Below are 18667 nucleotides of genomic sequence, written 5' to 3'. Positions count from 1 at the left end.
GGCCGCTATCTGGACCGCGTGGAACGCCTGCGCCTGCTGGGCGACGTGGCGCGCGCCGCCGCCGCGAGCAAGCCCCCGGCCACAGGCGCCGCGACCCCCCACATCTGCGTCCACTGACCGCCCGACGGCCGCCCCCCGTCACGCTGCCGCACCGGGGAACGCCAAGATTCCCAGCAGAGTCAAGCCGGGCTGGATCCTGTCAGTCGCGCGGCCGCGCGCAGTTGGTCGCCGAGCCGCTGCCTGAATGTGGCGAGTCGAGCCGTGTGCGCCTCAATGTACTGACGGTCGTAGGCGATCTCGACGGCTACGGCGACGCCGACCAGGTTGGTGGACAGCTTGCACTCCACATCGGCTGTGGCAGTCGCGATTTCCTCCGATGCTTGAGGGGTCTGCCGAGGGGGTGCCCCGGCCGCAGATTCTCTCCACTTCGGACTGCTGTATGCCGCCCAAGGGTTGGGGTAAACAAACCCTTTTCCTTTCATGCAGGCCGCCCATCGTGCGTTGACCGCCTTCATGTGCGGATTGTCCGGGGGAATCTTGGGGCCTCCCTCGGGAAGCGCTTCAACGGCAGGTATCGGAGGTGGGCCTCCGATGGCGTCGATGCCCTGTTGACGGCATCCACCGGTGGGGACCTTTTTGCCCTTGAACGTGGCCACAGTGGCTCCGGAGGCGTTCTGTCCGCGGAGCACGCCCATCTCCGTCATGGTGTAGGGCACTCCGCTGGACGTGCCGTCAGGACTGTCGAGCTGCGTGGCGTATCCCTTGCTGCGGGCCGTGGAAAGGTCGAAGAAACCGTACAAGGCGGTGCGTGTCCTGTTCTGCCGGGCGAAGTCGGCGAACCCCTCCGTGATCGGCGGGTGATACGGCAGTCCGTAGCCGCGCATGCAACGCGCCGACACCACGTCGGCGGCCTTCTGCAACGCCAGGAACTGGGTCGAGGTGGGTATGTAGGAATCGATCGGCAGACTGATGGCGTCGACCGAGGTGATTTCCGGGATCGGCCCCAATGCCGGCGCAGGAGGCCGGGGTGCCTGGCTCGAGCACCCGGCGGTCAGCAGCAGCGCCACGAGCCCGACAACTGCTCCACCCGTGTTTCTCATCTTGGCTCATCTCAGCAGGTCCCGTGACACAGCACGTCGTGGATATCGCTGCCGGCGGTCGCCGGAGGCTCGCGCCGGCAGCGATCCGCTACGGGATGTACCTGATGTGAACCCCGTACACGTTCCCCCAGCTCCCGTACTTCTGCTCGTAGTTGATGCTCATCCCCGCGCTCAAGGGGACGCTGTAGTTGACCCCGTGCACGCTGATGTCGGTCACACTCCCGCTGTTCCCCGAGCTCGTCGCCCACACCTCCGAGATGTTCGCCCAGCCGTCACCGGCACCGGCATAGCAGTAGTCGTGGGTGTGGCTCCACTCATGCAGGGTGTTGTTGTTGCAGCCGACGTTGGCGATCGCGCTGGCAGGGGTGACTGCCGCGACACCCGCGAGTACCACGGCTCCGGCAAAGGCGCCGGCGACAAACTTACTGCGCAAGTTCAAGACACTTCTCCTTCCGGATCCCGCGGGAACTTCCCGCCGTTCGGTGAGCCTCGCTACGGTGACGCTATGGACGCGGGTCCGTCGCTCGTCCTAGGTTCGTCCTAATGCCAGGTCATCCGGGGGCGGCAGCAACCTTCACGTGCCGGGGGATGCATGAGATTCGGCGTGCTGGGGCCCTTACATGCCCGGATCACCGGACGCGAGGTCCGGTTGAACGGACCGCGGCAGGCCAAGATGCTGGCAGCTCTTCTGATCGACGCCAACAACACCGTCACCGTGGAACGGCTCGTCGCCGTGATGTGGGACGGGGAAGCGCCCGCCACCGCTGTCCGTCAGGTCCAGGACGCCGTCTCCGGGCTGCGCCGCAACCTCGCCGCGTGCGGAGCACCCGGCACCCTGATCAGCACGCGGCGCGGCGGCTACGAGATCCATCTGGCTCAGGACCAGCTCGATCTGCTGGAGTTCGACCACGGGCGGCGCCTCGCCGATCAGTACACGGCCCCGTCCGAGACAGCTGCCGCGCTGCGGCGGGCGCTGGCCTGCTGGCGTGGAAACGCCCTGGCCGACATCTCCAGCCGGGTCCTGGAGATCGATGCGGCACGGCTGGACGAGAGACGCGCGGCCACGCACAAACAGTGCCTGGCCATCGAACTCGGCCTGGGGCGGCATCGGGAGGTCGTCGACGAACTGACCGCCCTGCTCCGCGAGCACCCCTATGACGAGGATGTCGCCGAACACTTGATAGTCGCTCTCTACCGGTGTCGAAGACAGGGCGAGGCACTGCAGGTGTACGAGCGGCTGCGCCGGACACTGGCCGACGAACTCGGCGTCGATCCCACCCCGCCGTTGCAGGCGCTGCATCAGCGCATTCTGACCGCGGATCCCGCCCTGGCGGCTCCGGTCCCGGCGGTTCCGGTCCCGGCAAGCAGTCCCTCGGACACACCTCCGGAGAGTCCTGACGCGGCGACCGCCGGTCCGGCAATGGCGATGCCGGTGCGCCAGCTTCCTCTCGATGTCCCCGACTTCGTGGGCCGATCCGACGCGCTGGCCGAACTCGCCCGATTGCTCGACGGGTCGGCGCCGAACCGGGCCCCGGTGGCCGTCGTCGTGGGCGGTCCAGGTGTCGGCAAGTCCTGTCTGGTGACACACGCCGCGCGGCTGGCGAGCGCCGCCTTCCCCGACGGTCAGCTCTACCTCGACCTCGCCGGGACGTCGGACGAGCCGCGGGACCCGGGGCTGATGCTGGCCGAGGCGCTGCGCGCGCTCTCGATCGCCGGCAGCGCGATCCCGAACGGCCTGTCCGAACGGGCCGCGCTCTACCGGTCGTTGCTGGTGGACCGCCGGATGCTGGTGGTGCTGGACGACGCCGGTCGCGCCGGTCAGGTGCTGCCGTTGCTGCCCGGGGCCGACGGCTGTGCCGTGTTGATCACCAGCCGTACTCTGCTGACGCACCTTCCCGGAACCCGGCACATCGACCTGGACGTGCTGAGCCCGGCAGAGGCGCGAGAGTTGTTCACCGGAATTGTCGGGCGGCGGCGGGTCGAGCGGGAACCGGCGGAGGCCGACGCGATCCTCGGCTGCTGCGGCAACCTGCCGCTGGCGATCCGGATCGCCGGCGGCAAGCTCACGGGTCGCCCGGCCTGGTCGCTGCGGGTGCTGCGGGAACGGATCGAGGACGAGTCCCGGCGGCTGGCCGAGCTGAGGATCGGGGACCTCAGCGTGCGAGCCAGCGTCGATCTGAGCCTACGGCTGCTGCCGGCCGACGCGGTGCGCGCGCTGAGCCTGCTGGGGCTGCTCGGCGCCTACACCCTGCCTGGCTGGGTGGTCGGCCCGCTGCTGGACCGCTCGGACGCCGAGGAGGTGCTGGACACCCTCGTCGATGCCAGCCTGGTACGGCTGACCGCCACCGACGCCATCGGCCAGCCGCGCTACCGGCTGCACGACCTGATCAGGACCTGTGCCGTGGAGATCGCCACCCCGCTGCCGACGGCGGACAAGCGGGACGCGATCGTCCGGGTGCTGTCCGCCTGGCTCGAGCTGGTCGGTCGCGGCACCGATCGACTGCCGGCGGCCGGGCTGCTGGCCGCCGCGCCCGGTTCGGCACCGCGTCGGCCGCTGCCCGATACGGTCGCGGACCGGCTGATGGCCGACCCGCTCGGCTGGTTCGACGCGGAACGCGACAACCTGCTCGGCGCGGTGAAACTGGCCGTGGACTGGGGCCTGGACGAGTTGGCCTGGGAGCTGGCGGCCGGCGCCGCGACCTACTACGACCACCGGTGTCTCTATCAGGACTGGCAGCACGGGCACCGGCTCGCGTTGGACGCGGCCGAGGCCGCCGGCAACGCGCGCGGCGCGTCGGTGCTGCTACGCGGTCTCGGCCAGCTGCACATCTACCAGGACGAGTTCGACCGGGCCACCCGCGCCCTGAAGTCCTCCCTCGAGCTGTGCCGGGACGGTGGGGACAAGCTCGGCGAGGCACTGTCGGTGGCCATGCTGGGTACGGTCAGCCGGGTGCAGGGCCGTGACGACGAAGCCCTCGAACGTGTCGAGCACGCGCTGGCCATCGCGGCCGGTGAGGGCGACCGGCGCGTCGAAGCACAGCTGTCCTGCTCCATGGCCGTGATGAAGCTCATGCAGGGCAAGCTCGACGAGGCGGAGTTCTGGTTCGACGGGGCCTTGAGCCAGGCCGGAGCGCTGGGCGACGGGCATCGCGTGGCCGTGGTGCTGCGGCGGTTCAGCCGGCTGCACGATCGGCGCGGCGATCCGGACGAGGCGCTGCGCTGCCTGGGGCAGGCGCTGGCCACCTTCGAGAAACTGGCCGACGAGCGGTGCGCCGCGTACACGCTGCTGGAAGTCGGCCGCGTGTACGCCGGTCAAGGCGACCGGGACCGGGCGAGCCCGGCGTTGGAGCGCGCGGCGGGCCTGTTCCACCGACACGGCGACCGCCAGGACGAGGCCACCTGCTGGCAACTGATCGGCGACCTGGACGCCGCCGCCGGCGTTCACCACCTGGCGCGCCGGCACCGAGGGCGGGCGCTGCGGCTGTGGCAGATGATCGGCGACATCAACCGGACGAAGGCTCCGGCGCGACCGTCGTCGCCGTGAGGTGGCCATGTCCCTGACCGGAGATGTCCGTCCGATCAGGGATCACCGGTCCTCCACCAGCGCCCTTTTCTCTCACGTCTTCGGTCCCTCGGCCTTCACCGTGAGCTTTAGCTCACCATCCGCCGCATCCGCCACCACCACATCCCCCGGATCCAGCGACCCGTCCAGCAGCATGTTGGACAGCCGGTTGTCGAGCTCGGTCTGGAGGGTGCGCCGTAGCGGCCGGGCGCCGAATTCGGGCTGGTAGCCGCGGTTGGCGAGGAGTTCCTTGGCCGCTTCGGTGACGTCCAGGCCGATCTGCTGGGCGTGCAGCCGACGGCGGCTGCGGTCCAGGAGGAGGTCGACGATGTGGACCAGGTCGGCGCGGGTGAGGGCGTGGAAGACGATGACCTCGTCGATGCGGTTGAGGAACTCCGGGCGGAAGTGGGCCTGGAGGTCCTTCATCAGGTCGTCCCTGATCTCGTCGACCTCGCCGTGGTGCGCCAGGATGCGCTGCGAGGCGATGTTGCTGGTCATGATGACCACGGTGTGCCGGAAGTCGACGGTGCGGCCCTGCGCGTCGGTGAGGCGGCCGTCGTCGAGGACCTGGAGGAGCAGGTTGAAGACGTCGGGGTGGGCCTTCTCGATCTCGTCGAACAGGACCACGCTGTACGGCTTGCGGCGCACCGCCTCGGTGAGCTGGCCGGCCTCCTCGTAGCCGACGTAGCCGGGCGGGGAACCGACGAGGCGGGAGACGGTGTGCTTCTCCTGGAACTCGCTCATGTCGAGGCGGATCATGCGGTCGGCGTCGCCGAAGAGGAACTCCGCGAGCGCCTTGGCCAGTTCCGTCTTGCCGACGCCGGTGGGGCCGAGGAAGAGGAAGCTGCCGGTGGGCCGGTCGGGGTCGCCCATGCCCGCGCGGCCCCGGCGTACGGCCTGGGAGACGGCGGTGACCGCGTTCTCCTGGCCCACCACCCGCTCGTGCAGGGCCTGTTCCAGCTTCATCAGCCGGTCGCGCTCGGTCTCGGTGAGCTGGGAGACGGGGATGCCGGTGCGCCTGGAGAGGACTTCGGCGATGTCCTCGGCGGTGACGCTGCCGATTTTCTCCTGTTCCCCGCCTTCCCCGCCCGCTCGCGAGAGCTCCTCCTCCAGTTGCCGGATCTGTTGCTTGAGCTCGCCCGCGCGCTCGTAGTCCTCGGTGCTGACGGCCTCGTCCTTCTCCCTGCGGAGCTTGGTGAGGCGTTCCTCCAGGTCCGCGGTGCCCTCCGGTTCGCCCAGGTTGCGCAGGCCGACGCGTGCTCCGGCCTGGTCCATCAGGTCGATGGCCTTGTCCGGCAGGAAGCGGTCGCTGATGTAGCGGTCGGAGAGCGCGGCCGCCGCGTCCAGCGCCTCGTCGGTGAAGCGGACCTGGTGGTGTGCCTCGTAGGAGTCCCGGAGGCCGCGCAGGATCTCCACGGTCTCCTCGACGGTGGGTTCGGGCACCATGACGGGCTGGAAGCGGCGTTCGAGTGCGGCGTCCTTCTCGATGTGCTTGCGGTACTCGTCGATGGTGGTCGCCCCGACCACGCTGAGGTCGCCGCGGGCGAGCGCGGGCTTGAGGATGTTCCCCGCGTCCATCGCGCCCTCGCCACCGGCGCCCGCCCCGACGACGGTGTGGAGTTCGTCGATGAAGAGGACGACGCTCTTCTCGGCCGCGGTGACCTCGTCGATCACCTTCTTCAGCCGTTCCTCGAACTCACCCCGGTACTTGGACCCGGCGACCAGCCCGGCCAGGTCGAGGCTGACGACGCGCCGGTCGCGCAGCGCCTTGGGGACCTCCCCGGCGACGATCCGCTGCGCGAGGCCCTCGACGATCGCGGTCTTGCCGACGCCCGGTTCGCCGATGAGGACGGGGTTGTTCTTCGTCCGCCGGGAGAGGACCTCCACGGTCTGCTCGATCTCCTCGGCGCGGCCGACCACGGGGTCGAGGCGGCCGCCGCGGGCCTCCTCGGTGAGGTCGCGGCCGTACTCGTCGAGCGTGGGCGTGCCGCTGTGCGCGCCGCCCGCCGCTCCCGGCCCGTGCCCGTGCCCGTCGGCGCCCAGAGCGCCCGTCAGGCCGGAGCGCGGGTCCTCCAGGCGCGGGTCCTCCAGCAGGGCGGCGAGGATGTGCTCCGGCCCGATGTAGGAGGAGCCGGCCGCCTGGGAGCGCGCGTGGGCGGCGAGCAGGGCGCGTTTGGCCGCCGGGGTGAGCCCGGGCTCCCCGTCACCGGTGCCGGTGGGCAGGTTCTTGCCCACGTCCTCGGCGAGCCGGTCCGGGTCCGCGCCCGCCTGCTCCAGCACCTGCCGGGCGGCGGGCACCTGCGTGGCGGCCCACAGCAGGTGCGCGGTGTCCAGGTCGGAGCCGTCCTCGGCGGCGCGGCTGCCCGCGGCCGCCAGCAGTTCGTGCGAGGAATCGCTGAGCAGCCGCCCGATGGGTACACGCTGCACGGCCGGGGGCGAGGCCGCCGGGCTCATGCCGAAGAAGCGGTTGAACAGATCGGAGAAGGGGTCGCCGGACCCGAAGGGAGAGCTTGTCACCACGATCATCCCCGTCCGGCGGGCGCCGCGACGGCCGGGACGGCCCACCGTAGACGATTTGCCCGTACCGGCACCATTGTTCGCCAGGCCCACCCGGCGTGCGACCGCAGAGCGGGAGGGGCCCCTTGAGCTGCGGCGTCACCCGTGGGTCCGACGGGGCTCGCCCCGCGTGCCGCTTCGAGCCGCCTCGAGCGAAAAAGATCTCGCGCACCGCCGCGCCCCCTGCTACGGTTCCCCGCATGCAGCGCGCCACCATGATGTTGACGACGACGCCGGAGAGTGTCCCGGCGCGCTGACCGATGTCCTAGTCACGAAGCCCCGGGGCGAACGCCCCGGGGCTTCGTCGTGTCCCGGCGGCTCGCCCCAGACCGCGAGGAGACGAGACGCCATGCACGACCACCGCAGGATCGGCCGCGAACTGGGCCTGTTCGACACCGACCCGCTGATCGGCGCGGGCCTTCCCTACTGGCTGCCCGACGGCGCGACCGTACGGCACGCCCTGGAGGAGTACATCCGTGGCGAGGAGCGGAGCGCGGGCTACCGGCATGTGTACTCGCCGGTGCTCGGCAAACGGGAGTTGTACGAGATCTCGGGGCACTGGTCGCACTACAGCGACGACATGTTCCCGCCGATGGACCTGGGCGGCGAGCAGGTCGTGCTGCGGCCGAGCCTGTGCCCGCACCACGCGGTGATCTACCGTTCCCGCTCGCACAGTTACCGCGAGCTGCCGCTGCGCATCGCCGAACTGGGCGGCATGTACCGCTCCGAACTGTCGGGCGTGCTCGGCGGTCTGACCCGCGTACGGGCCATCCAGCTGAACGACGCGCACATCTTCTGCACCCTGGAGCAGGTCGCCGACGAGGCGCTGGGCGCCCTGGAGATGATCCGCCGGGCGTACGACGCGCTCGGCATCGTCCCGGCCCGTGTACGGCTCTCGCTCCCGGGCCCCGGTGGGAAGTACGTGGCCGCCCCCGAGCTGTGGGAACGGTCCACCGCCCTGCTGACCGAGGTCCTCGACCGCTCCGGTCTGCCGTACGAGGCGGCGGAAGGCGAGGCCGCGTTCTACGGCCCCAAGATCGACGTCCAGGTCGCCGACAACGCGGGCCGCGAGTCCACCCTGTCCACCGTGCAGGTCGATTTCCACCAGCCCGAGCGGTTCGACCTGCACTACATCGGCGCGGACGGCGCGAAGCACCGGCCGGTCATGGTGCACCGCGCCGTCATCGGCAGCGTGGAGCGTGCCGTCGCCCACCTCGTCGAGCAGCACGGCGGGGCTCTGCCCGCCTGGCTGGCCCCGGTCCAGGTCGCGGTCCTGCCCATTGCCGAGGCACAGGTGCCGGACGCCGAGGCCTTCGTACGGCGCTGTGCCGGTCTCGGGCTGCGGGCCGAGCTCGTCGGGCCGGAGCGCGGCAGCCTGGGGGCCCGGGTCCACGAGGCCCGCCTCGCGCCCTACCAGGCCGTCGTCGGGGCGAAGGAGGCGGCGGACGGCGCCGTCGCCCTGCGTCTGCGTGACGGACGCCGTCCGGGCGCGCTGCCCGCCGGTGAGGTCCTGGCCGGTGTCGCGGCGCTCGTCGACGCCCACAGCACCGAACTGTGGGACGGCACCGTCCTCGCGTGAGCGCGGGCACCGCTTTTGCGTCGATCGTGGCGACATGCGGGCACCACGATCGACGCGGAGTAGCCATCCGGGCACCCTCGAACATCCCTTGTTGAACGGGTCGTTCCGCAAAGGATCGGATTCCGCATCTCTGTGATCACTTTGCGTGCATGACCGAAAGCGGGTGCCTCCCGCCGCGGGCGGCTCGTAGGCGGTCAAAGACTCTGCAAAGGTCGGGGCGTTTCATCGACACGCCGATCACGGAGGATCGTCTTGAGGGACGCCGTTCTCGCCCGGAAACACGGGAGCTCCCGTATACACGCGGCCCTGGCCGCGTGTGCGACCGGGGTCGTCACCGCCGGCCTGCTGTGGGGAGGGTCGGGGCCCGCGCAGGCCGCGGAGCACCCGGCCCCCCTCATCGGGGCCGGCTCCGTCGCCGGGAAGAAGTTCCGCTCCACCGGCCGGCTGATCGGTGGCGGCGGTACGACCTGCACGGCCACGGTCGTCGCGGACACCGCGAAGCCGGACCCGGCCCGGAAGGCGCTGATCCTGAGCAACGGGCACTGCGTCGACGACATGCTGGGCACGAACGACGTCGTCCTCGACGAGGCCGCGCCCGAGGGCTTCACCTTCACCCCGGCGTACTTCCACGACGACACGGCGGAGCAGCGCACGTTCACCGTGGAGCGCGTCTCCTACGCCACCATGAAGGACATCGACGTCTCGGTGCTCCGGCTGTCCGCCACGTACGGGGAGCTGGCGAAGCTGAACGTGCTGCCGCGTACGCTCGCCGCCGAGCCGCCCGGGCAGGGCACGGCCCTGCAGGCGGCGCACGCGCCGACCGACGGCGTCGAGTCCGGCGAGCAGTTCCTGCGCCTGTCCGAGTGCAAGGTCACCGGCACCTCGGTGGCCCTGCACGAGAGCACCTGGCTGTGGCGGGGCTTCACCCGGACCGACTGCCTCGGCATCAGCGGCGGTTCCTCGGGCGGCGTCGTGACCGCCGCGAACGGCGACCGTGTGGTGGGCCTGCTCAACACCGTGACCACGCCCGGCTACCTCGGCTGCGGCCTGGGCCGCCCGTGCGAGGGCAGCGCGTCCGGGCTCGTGGTGCCCAAGGACGACACCGTCTACGCCACGCCCGTGGGCGCGGTCGCCTCGTGCCTGGACGCCACCGGCCTGAAGCCGGACAAGGCGGGCTGCCGGCTGGACCTGGGCGAGCAGGTCGCGGTCACCGCGTCCGGGAAGCAGACGCGCAGCGCGACGGCGGACGGTCCCGCCCGCTGGGACGCGCACATCGCACAGGGCAAGAAGCAGCAGCACACCTACGTCGCCGTCAAGAGCGGCCCGTTCGGCGCCGTCGACTGCACCAGGCCCGAGGGGTACGGCAAGCCGCGGCAGCTGACGGCCGCCGGGCTCGACCATGCCGAGCCGCTGCCCAAGAAGGACAACCTCTACGTCCTGTGCGCGGCCGGTGGTCCGAGCGCCGACCTGCGGGGTGCCGCCTGGGAGAAGTCCCTCGCGCACCCGTCGTACGCGTACGCCCGCGTCGACAACACCCCGCCCACCGTTCCCGCCACGATCGACGTGCAGAACTTCGGCGAAGGGGCGGACGCCACCTTCTGGGTGCGCCCTGTGTACCAGCCGTGGGAGATCTCGGCGTACAAGGTCAAGTACGGGCCGAAGGCGACCACGAACTGCGCCGACCCGGAGGGCTATCGCTACTTCCTCGGCATCCCCGCGAGCCTCAAGGCGTCCGAGGGGCCGTGGACGTACTGCGCCATCGGCTACGACAACGCGGACAATCCGACGGCGCCGGTCTCGCGCGTCATCGGGTGAGGCCAGGGCTGTCCATTCGGGCCGTCAGTGGGCCGTCCAGCCGCCGTCCATCGTCAGCGTGGTGCCGGTGACGGACGAGGTGTACGGTCCGCAGAGGTAGGCGACGGCCTCGGCGACCTCGTCGGGCTCGATGAGCCGCTTGAGCGCGGAGTCCGCGAGGAGGATCTCGGAGAGCACCCGCTCCTCCGGGACGCCGTGTGCCGCGGCCTGGTCGGCCAGTTGCCGCTCGACGAGCGGGGTGCGCACATAGCCGGGGCTCACGCAGTTGGACGTGACCCCGTGCGGCGCCCCTTCGAGGGCGGCGACCTTGGAGAGCCCCTCCAGGCCGTGCTTGGCGGTGACGTAGGCCGACTTGTAGGCGGAGGCCCGCAGCCCGTGCACGGAGCTGATGTTGACCACGCGGCCCCAGCCCTGCGCGTACATGTGCGGCAGCGCGCCCCGCAGCAGTCGGAACGGGGCCTCCAGCATGACGGTGAGGACGGTCCGGAACGCGTCGGGCGGGAAGTCCTCGATGGGGCGGACGAGTTGCATCCCGGCGTTGTTGACGAGGATGTCGGTGCCCGCCGCGGTCCGTTCGGCCGCGTCGAGGTCGGTGAGGTCGAGGACCACGGCTTCGACGGAGCCGGGCAGCCCGCGGGCACGGTCGTGCAGGGCCGCGAGCCCGGCGGCGTCCCGGTCGAGCGCGCGCACCTGTGCCCCCGCGGCGGCGAGCCGCAGGGCGCACGCCGCCCCGATCCCGCTCGCCGCTCCGGTGACGAGGGCGACACGCCCGCGCAGGGCCGCGGCCGGAGTGGCGTTCTCGATCCCGTTCATGTGCGGCACCTTACGGGGCATCAGGTCCATGGCCAATGGCCTGGCGACCACGGGCGGCCATGGGCGGGCACGGGCGGCCGGGGAGGGGCGAACCGTTACGCCTTGGCGTCCGCGTAGCACTCGACGACCGCGGTGGTGAACGGGAAGCGCGCGGGCGTGTCACCGAAGGCGAGGCGCCCGGCGCGGTCCCCCGCGGTGCGGATGGCCTCGGCCACGGCGGGCGCCTCCTCCTCCGGGCAGTGGACGATCACCTCGTCGTGCTGGAAGAAGACGAGCTCCGCCCGCAGGCCCGCGAGATCCTGCCGGAGCGTCGCGAGCACGATCAGGGCCCAGTCGGCGGCGCTGCCCTGGACGACGAAGTTGCGCGTGAACCGGCCCCGGGCCCGGGCGCCCGGGCTGCTGCCGTACGCGGCGGCGGACTCTTCCTGGGGCAGACCGGCCTCGTCGGGGAGCGCGGTCGACACGGGCGGGCAGGTGCGGCCGAGCCAGGTCCGCACGAGCCGTCCCTCCTCGCCCGCGCGGGCCGCGTCGTCGACGTGGGCGACGGCGCGGGGGAAGCGGCGGCGCAGATCGGCCAGGTTCCGCAGGCCGTCGCCGGAGGTCTGGCCGTAGATGGCGCCGAGCAGGGCGAGCTTGGCCCGGTCGCGGTCGCCGGAGAAGGCGCGCGCGGCCAGGTCTGCGTAGAGGTCGCGGCCGCTGCCCGCGACGTCCATGAGCCCGGGGTCGCGGGAGACCGCGGCCAGGACGCGGGGTTCGATCTGGTCGGCGTCGGCGACGACCAGCCGCCAGCCGGGGTCCGCGACGACGGCCCGCCTGACGACCTTGGGGATCTGCAGCGCGCCGCCGCCGTTGGTGGTCCACCGGCCGGAGACCGCGCCGCTCGGCAGGTACTCGGGGCGGAAGCGACCGTCGCGCACCCAGGACTGGAGCCAGGCCCAGCCGTGGGCCGTGTGCAGGCGGTAGAGCTTCTTGTACTCCAGCAGGGCGGGGACGGCGGGGTGGTCGATCCTGCGCAGCTCCCAGGCCCGGGTCGAGGACAGGGCGATGCCCTGGCGGGCGAAGGCCCTGATGATGTCGGCGGGGAGGTCGGGCCGTACGGGGTGGGCGCCGTCGTCCTCGCCGAAGGCACGGGACACCTCCGCGGCGAGCTCGGCCAGGCGGCGGGTCTCCTGGCCGCCGGGGTAGCGCTCCCCGAGCAGGTCGGTCAGCAGCCCGCGGTGGATGTCGGCGCGCCAGGGCACACCGGTGGCGCCCATCTCCGCGGCGACGAGCGTCCCGGCCGACTCGGCGGCGGTGAGCAGCCGCATCCTGCCGGGGTGCTCGGTGTCCTTGGTGCGGGCGAGCTGCCCGGCGTGGACCTCCAGCAGGGCCTGGAGCTCGTCCGTGCCCGGCGGCAGCGGGACAGGGCCCGGCTCGAAGAGGGAGGGCTGCGCGTCGGCGGAGCGAGGTGGCGGGTCCGCGGGCACGGGCAGCCCGCGCAGCCGCGCCCACGCCGCGGCGAGCGAGCGCGGCTGGCCGGCCTGGCCCTCCTCGTACCCGATGAGCAGCGCCTCGGCGGCCTCCACGTCGTGGCAGCGCTCGACGCGGAGGCCCGCTTCGAGCAGCTGCCCGTACCACCGCGCCGTGGAGCGCCACACCCATCGTCCGGCGTCCGGACGGGCGCGCACCGCCTCCGCCAGGCTCCGCTCCACGACCACGGGGCCTGCCGCCTGCCCCGCGTCGTCGAGCGGGCACAGCCGGACTCCCCCGTCACCCGCATCAGCCACTGCCCATCGCACGCTGCCGAGTCTCGCACCGGGGTCTGACAATGCCGTCCGGCGACGCCGCCGACGCGGGCCCGGGTGTCACGTGCGTACGCCGTGTTCCATCGTTCCCCCACGGCTACCGGCCACCGGCGGCACCGGGCGGCGCAGAGGGGGCCCTGCCCCACGGGCGACCCGCCGCAGGGTTCGCGCCATTCACGGGAGCGCGCGGGAGCCGGAACAAGCGCCGTCGCGCACGCTCCGCGCGCGAGATCCACGACGCGCGCCGGGGGGACGAGCCGCCGGTCACGCGGGGCGCCGGGCCATGGCGGAGGGCTCCGGCCGCACTCCGACCGCCCTCGGCCGCCCGCGTCCCGGACCCGGAATCCGGGGCCCGGCCCGGTGTCCGAAAACCCGACGCCGACCGCGGCGGCCGAAATATGCCACCCCCATTGAGACATTGACACCCTTTCACGCCTGCTGTAGAACGTGGAAAAGATGGCGCTGCCAGTCCTGGTCTATTGATTTCTTGATTTCGAAGCGGCCGCGGCGATCGGTCACCGCGGCCGGCCTGGCGAGGAAATTCGCGGAAACAGATCAAGAAGGGGGAATTTTCCCATGACCACCGCTTCTGCTCCGTCCACACGCGCGGGCGCCGTCACCAAGGAATCCGTCCAGCAATTACTGGCGAAGTACAGCTCGACGTACGACAGCTCGGACCCGGCCTACTTCGGCCTCTTCGCGCACGACGCGACGTTCTTCGTCCTGTCGTCGCCGACCCGGATCGACAGCCGCGAGGAATTCCAGCGGATGTTCTCCCTCCCCAAGGGCACCGCGCGCCGCAGCCAGCTCCTGTCGCCCGAGATCCGCCTTCTGGGCGACGCCGCACTCGTGAGCCTGCACTGCCACGTGGCCGTGGACGACGTGCAGCAGTACACCCGCGAGACCCTCGTGGTGACCAGGGACACGCACGGCGAGCTGCGCATCTCCCACCTGCACATCTCGCCGCAGGACATGCCGGGCGCACCCGAGTCCCCGGCGAAGGGGGCCGAGGAGATCTCGGTGCTCGAGGAGCGCACGGCCACCGCCGCGGCGACGGTCGGCACACCGAAGTAGAGCACCGGGCAAGCAGCCCGTCAGGTCCCGCCGGGGCCCTCGCTCTCCACCGCGGGGGCCCCGGTCCATTCGGGCCCGGAATTTCTCCGGGATTTTCACCGACCCTTTCCCGACCTTCCTGTCCTTTTTGCCGACCTTTTTGCCTTGGCCGCGCTCCGGACACGCCCCGCAGGCAGTCCCTTTGGGAGGCGTACGTTGTTCCAGCACCTGGCGCCCTGCACGGACGAATATGCCCGGCGGCTCCCGCCCAGAACACGCCCGCTGATCCGCTTCCGCCAGGAGAACTTCGGCTGGCTGGCCGCGTTCCCCGACGGCACGATCGCCCTTTACGACGACGCCGTCGAACCGTTGCTGTGGGCCGGGGAATCACCCGAGCGGTGTTCCGGGCATCTGGTGGAACGGCTCTCGCTGGAGACGGACTTCCATTTCCGGGCGCCCGCGATGGCCTGGCTGGAAATCACCAGGACCTGCAACCTCCGCTGCCCGCACTGCTTCGTCGAGGGCGGCAGGGCACGCAGCTCCGAGCTGTCCACGGAGCGCATCCTGCGGCTGCTCGACGAGTGGGCGGAGGCCGGGGTCTTCTCCCTCATCGTCACCGGCGGCGAGCCCACCGTGCACCCCGACTTCCTCACCATCGTGCGGTACGCCCACGACCTGGGCTTCGTCATCGGCATCGCGACCAACGGCATCCCGCTGACCGAGCGGCTGGTCTCGCGGCTCCCCCAGGACGACCTGATCATCAGCATGAGCATCGACGGACTGCACGGGATGGGGAAGTACCGCAACGAGGGCGAGTTCGACTACGTCACCCGGAAACTGACCGAGCTGCGCGACCGCGGCTTCAACACCAGCGTCATGACGACCACGACCCACGAGAACACCCGCGACCTCGCGACCATCGTCGGCTGGGCCCGGGACAACGACGTCAGCCTGCGCAGCGTCCCCTTCATCCCCATGGGCCGCGGCGCCCTGCACCAGGACATCGCCAGCACCCTGCACGACGTCGAACGCACCGCGCAGTTCTGGATCGAGGAGGAGGCGTGGTGCCGGGAGAAGGACCGGACACTGGGCCTGTGCGCCGGGAAGGTCCTCGACTTCCTCTACACCATGGTCTTCGCGAGCAGGCGCTGCATGAGCGGCCGCGGCGTGTGCTACGTGAACTCGGCCGGGGACGTCTTCCCGTGCAGCACGTGCGCGGGCAACAAGGTGCTGTGCGGAGGGAATGTGCAGACCTCGCCGTTCGCCGACGTGTGGGACAGCCCCGACTGGCTGGTCCGGAAGATCACCTGGGACAACTTCCGCTCCACGTGCGAGGGCTGCCCGATCAACGACGACAAGTACTTCTGCACGGGGCGGTGCCCGAGCCAGTCGAGCATCCTCAACGGCACGTTCGACGGCTGCGGCACCTCGGAGTTCCAGCGGCGCAGCATCCTGCGCCGTGAGGAGCTCTTCCGCCAACGCATCATGACCGAGCCACGGGTCGAGCTGCGCCGCCCCGGGACCCACGGAGATGCCTCATGATGAAGGTCGGTCTCGCCAGCAGTCTGCATCTCAACCACGGCGGCATGACGCTGCAGACCGCGCCCGGCGACCCGCCTCCGATGCAGAACTTCGTGCCCGTCGGCCTGCTGTCGCTCAAGGCCGCCGCGGACGCCGCCGGGGTGCCCGCCGACATCCGGGTCGTCGAGACCAATCAGCTGCTGCTCGACAAAGAGGTCGCCAACGACGACACCCTGTACGACAGCCTCGCCGAGGCCGTGCTCGGCGCCGGGGACTCGCTCGTCGGCCTGATGACCGACGCGGACTCCCTCGTGCACACCGTGCTGCTGGGCCAGGCCCTGCGCAGGCGCTCCCCCGGCACCCGCATCTGCCTGGGCGGACCGGCCGTCACCCCGATGAGCGAGACGTTCCTGGAACGCTTCCCCTGGGCCGACTTCGTCGTGCGCGGCGAGGGCGAGCACACCTTCAACGAGCTGCTGGAGTGCCTGTACGCCGACCGCGACCCCACGGGTGTCCTGGGGCTCACCCACCGGCGCGGCGGCACTGTCGTCCGCAACGACGACCGGCCGCTGGTGCGGGACCTGGCGGAGTTGCCGTGGCCCGCGTACTACGCCTACGACATGTCCCGGGGCGCCCGGCTCTATCTGGACATCGGCCGCGGCTGCCCGTTCCGCTGCTCGTTCTGCGCCACCGCGCCCTTCTGGGAGCGCAAGTACCGGATGCGGCCCGTCGACGACATCATCCGGCAGATGGAATACGTCCGGGACGCGTTCGGCCGGACGAGCATCAACTTCTCGCACGACATCTTCACCTGCGACCGGCCGTGGGCGCACCGGTTCTGCGACGCGCTGATCGCCCGTGACCTGGGCGTGACGTGGGGGTGCAGCACGCGGACGGACCTGATCGACGCGCCGCTGCTGGAGAAGATGAGCGCCGCGGGCTGCGACGAGATCTACTACGGCATCGAGAGCGGCGCCCCGGAGATGCAGCGCTGGATCAGGAAGAACCTGGACCTGGACCGGTCGCTGGAGGTCGTGCGGGAGACGAAGGCGGCGGGCATCCGTCCGGTGACCGGCTTCATCATCGGCTACCCGGCCGAGACCCGGGAGACGCTGGGGCAGACGCTGGGGCGCTTCTTCCAGTTCCTGGAGGAGGGACAGGGCCGCAGCCAGCTGTTCACGCTCGTGCCGCTGCACCAGTCGCCGCTCTTCCGCCAGTACGAGTCCTCGCTGGACCGGCCCGCCGAGTACTACGACATACCGGTCGCCGAGAGCAGGATGGCGCAGATCCAGCAGTACCGGCGGGAGCACAAGGACCTGTTCTGCACCGACTACCGCTTCGCCACGCCCGAGCTGGACGAAGCGCTGGTGGACGCCGCCGAGGAACTCTCCGGCCACGTCGTGGTCCTGGCCTCGCTGTGGCCGCACCTGCTCGCCCACTACGACTCGCCGCTTGACTGGTACGAGCGGTGGGTGCCGTGGATCGCCGCGTACAACGCGCGGCACGCGCCGGGCACCCGCTTCCCGCACCAGTGCGAGGCCCGTGACCTGCTGGTGTTCGCGTCGGAGGAGATACGCAGGCTCGGTATCGAGCACAGCAGGGCGGCGGCGCTCGTGCGCTACGAGATGCTGCGGCTCGACGCGGCGGCGCTGCCGCCGGTGACCCCGGTGGTCCCGGCGGCCCCTGCGTCAACGGTCGACCTGGACTCGCGGCTCCGGGCGGGCGACTACCTGAGCGCCGAGTTCCCGTACGACCTCCAGGAGATCCTCAGGGGCGGGGACGGGCCCGCCGGGCCGCCGGTGAACGGCGGCAGTTATGTGGTGACGCGCAGGACGTCCGCCGACACGATCGAGACGCTCCAGCTCGGCCCGGCCTCGCGCGGCCTGCTGGAGCGCGCGGACGGCCGCTCCACGGCGCGCGAGATCATCACGGCGGCCCTGGCGGACGAGGCCCGTGCCGATCCCGAGAGCGCGCTGGACCGCGGCCTGGAACTCGTCCGGTCGCTCGCGGGCCGCGGGCTGCTGCTGACGGCCTCGCCGAACGGACCGGCGGCCCCACCCGTCAACGGGTCTTCCGCGAAGGGATCCGCTGCGAACGGGGCGAAGGGGTGACCGCTGAGGCCCCGCGGGACACGGCCGGCGCCCTGGCGGACGCGACGGTGCGCTGCGAACGGGCCGTCGGCCGTGTGACGACGCTCGCCCCGGACGGCACGGTGAGCTCCCGGAGCACGGCCTTCCACGGCGGCCGTATCGCCTACGGGAACGGCTACGGGAACGAGCGCGGCTGCCAGGTCTTCTCCGGTGACGTGCCCGGCCCGTGGCCGTCGCGACTCCCCGAACTCCCTGAGCCGGGGCCGCTGGAGGAGGACGAGGCGGTCCGTGCCGCCTTCCGCACGTTGCACGCCCGTTTCGGCGGCGCGGCCGAGCTGTGCTGCACGGCCGTCTCGGCGGTGCGGGCCGTCGACGGGCCGTACCGCGTGACCGGACCGTCCCTCCAGGAGCGCCGCGTCTGGTCCCTCACCGGTGACGTGACGCTGCCCGGCGGGCGCCGCGTCCCCGTGGGCAGGAGCGGCCGGGGCCCCGCGCTCGCGCACGTGGCCGATGCCGCGTGGGCCGAGCGGACGGAGTGGCTGTGCCGCGCGGTCGGCGAGGCCGGGCCGGTCGAGGCCGGTGACCACGCGGCGGTCCTGTCGCCGCAGGCGGCCGGTGTCCTGCTGCACGAGGCGGCGGGCCACTTCGCGGAGGCGGCGCCGTACGGGTCCCCCACGCTGGACCATCGGCTGGGGTGCCGCATCGCCGACGAGCGGATCTCCCTGGACGACGATCCGCTGGCCGACGGCGGTCCGAGCCGCTACGAGGCCGACGACGACGGGGTCCGGGCACTC

At 71.6% G+C, this 18667-nt stretch carries 12 protein-coding genes; 7 read left to right on the top strand and 5 right to left on the bottom strand.

What is annotated here, in order from left to right:
• Window positions 1-179 precede the first annotated feature (179 nt).
• Both K6I34_RS11695 and K6I34_RS11690 read right to left on the bottom strand, forming a co-directional pair.
• Window positions 180-1067 (bottom strand): hypothetical protein, encoded by an 888-nt coding sequence (locus K6I34_RS11695; protein WP_229324991.1) that lies wholly within the window; start codon window positions 1065-1067, stop codon window positions 180-182.
• A 121-nt stretch (window positions 1068-1188) separates the two neighbouring features.
• Window positions 1189-1539 (bottom strand): hypothetical protein, encoded by a 351-nt coding sequence (locus tag K6I34_RS11690; RefSeq protein ID WP_229324989.1) that lies wholly within the window; start codon window positions 1537-1539, stop codon window positions 1189-1191.
• A 165-nt stretch (window positions 1540-1704) separates the two neighbouring features.
• Between K6I34_RS11690 and K6I34_RS11685 the strand changes: the two genes are divergently transcribed.
• Complete coding sequence (locus K6I34_RS11685) at window positions 1705-4644, top strand: BTAD domain-containing putative transcriptional regulator (RefSeq protein WP_229324987.1); 2940 nt, start codon at window positions 1705-1707, stop codon at window positions 4642-4644.
• Between the two features lie 72 nt (window positions 4645-4716).
• Here the strand turns inward: K6I34_RS11685 and K6I34_RS11680 are convergent, their stop codons facing one another.
• Window positions 4717-7188 carry an ATP-dependent Clp protease ATP-binding subunit gene (locus K6I34_RS11680; RefSeq protein WP_275127038.1) on the bottom strand — a complete coding sequence of 824 codons (2472 nt, stop codon included), beginning with the start codon at window positions 7186-7188 and terminating at the stop codon, window positions 4717-4719.
• Window positions 7189-7471: 283 nt separating this feature from the next.
• Between K6I34_RS11680 and thrS the strand changes: the two genes are divergently transcribed.
• Entirely contained in the window at window positions 7472-8797 is a 1326-nt protein-coding gene (thrS, locus tag K6I34_RS11675) for a threonine--tRNA ligase (RefSeq protein WP_374230894.1), read from the top strand.
• A gap of 252 nt (window positions 8798-9049) precedes the next feature.
• Window positions 9050-10612, top strand: coding sequence for a trypsin-like peptidase domain-containing protein (locus K6I34_RS11670; RefSeq protein WP_229324983.1), 1563 nt, complete (start codon window positions 9050-9052; stop codon window positions 10610-10612).
• A 24-nt stretch (window positions 10613-10636) separates the two neighbouring features.
• Here the strand turns inward: K6I34_RS11670 and K6I34_RS11665 are convergent, their stop codons facing one another.
• Both K6I34_RS11665 and K6I34_RS11660 read right to left on the bottom strand, forming a co-directional pair.
• On the bottom strand, window positions 10637-11425 hold the full coding sequence (locus tag K6I34_RS11665; protein WP_229324981.1) for a 3-hydroxybutyrate dehydrogenase: 789 nt from the start codon (window positions 11423-11425) through the stop codon (window positions 10637-10639).
• A gap of 95 nt (window positions 11426-11520) precedes the next feature.
• Window positions 11521-13203, bottom strand: a complete 1683-nt coding sequence (locus K6I34_RS11660; protein WP_229324979.1) for a bifunctional 3'-5' exonuclease/DNA polymerase — start codon at window positions 13201-13203, stop codon at window positions 11521-11523.
• Window positions 13204-13785: 582 nt separating this feature from the next.
• Between K6I34_RS11660 and K6I34_RS11655 the strand changes: the two genes are divergently transcribed.
• The 4 genes from K6I34_RS11655 to K6I34_RS38630 all read left to right on the top strand — a co-directional run.
• The gene (locus K6I34_RS11655) at window positions 13786-14283 is read left to right on the top strand and encodes a nuclear transport factor 2 family protein (protein ID WP_229324977.1); all 498 of its coding nucleotides are present in this window, start codon (window positions 13786-13788) and stop codon (window positions 14281-14283) included.
• A gap of 195 nt (window positions 14284-14478) precedes the next feature.
• Window positions 14479-15804 (top strand): radical SAM/SPASM domain-containing protein, encoded by a 1326-nt coding sequence (locus tag K6I34_RS11650; protein ID WP_229324975.1) that lies wholly within the window; start codon window positions 14479-14481, stop codon window positions 15802-15804.
• Complete coding sequence (locus K6I34_RS11645) at window positions 15801-17894, top strand: B12-binding domain-containing radical SAM protein (RefSeq protein WP_229324973.1); 2094 nt, start codon at window positions 15801-15803, stop codon at window positions 17892-17894. The genes K6I34_RS11650 and K6I34_RS11645 overlap by 4 nt, the downstream gene beginning before the upstream one ends.
• Window positions 17891-18667, top strand: a 777-nt coding sequence (locus K6I34_RS38630) for a metallopeptidase TldD-related protein (RefSeq protein ID WP_229324971.1), incomplete at its 3' end; no start/stop codon positions are given. The genes K6I34_RS11645 and K6I34_RS38630, both read left to right, overlap by 4 nt.

Source organism: Streptomyces sp. UNOC14_S4 (assembly GCF_020740835.1).
In the GTDB taxonomy this organism is placed as follows: domain Bacteria; phylum Actinomycetota; class Actinomycetes; order Streptomycetales; family Streptomycetaceae; genus Streptomyces.
Note: the sequence above shows the minus strand (reverse complement) of the source record. Positions and strands in the feature narration are given on the sequence as shown.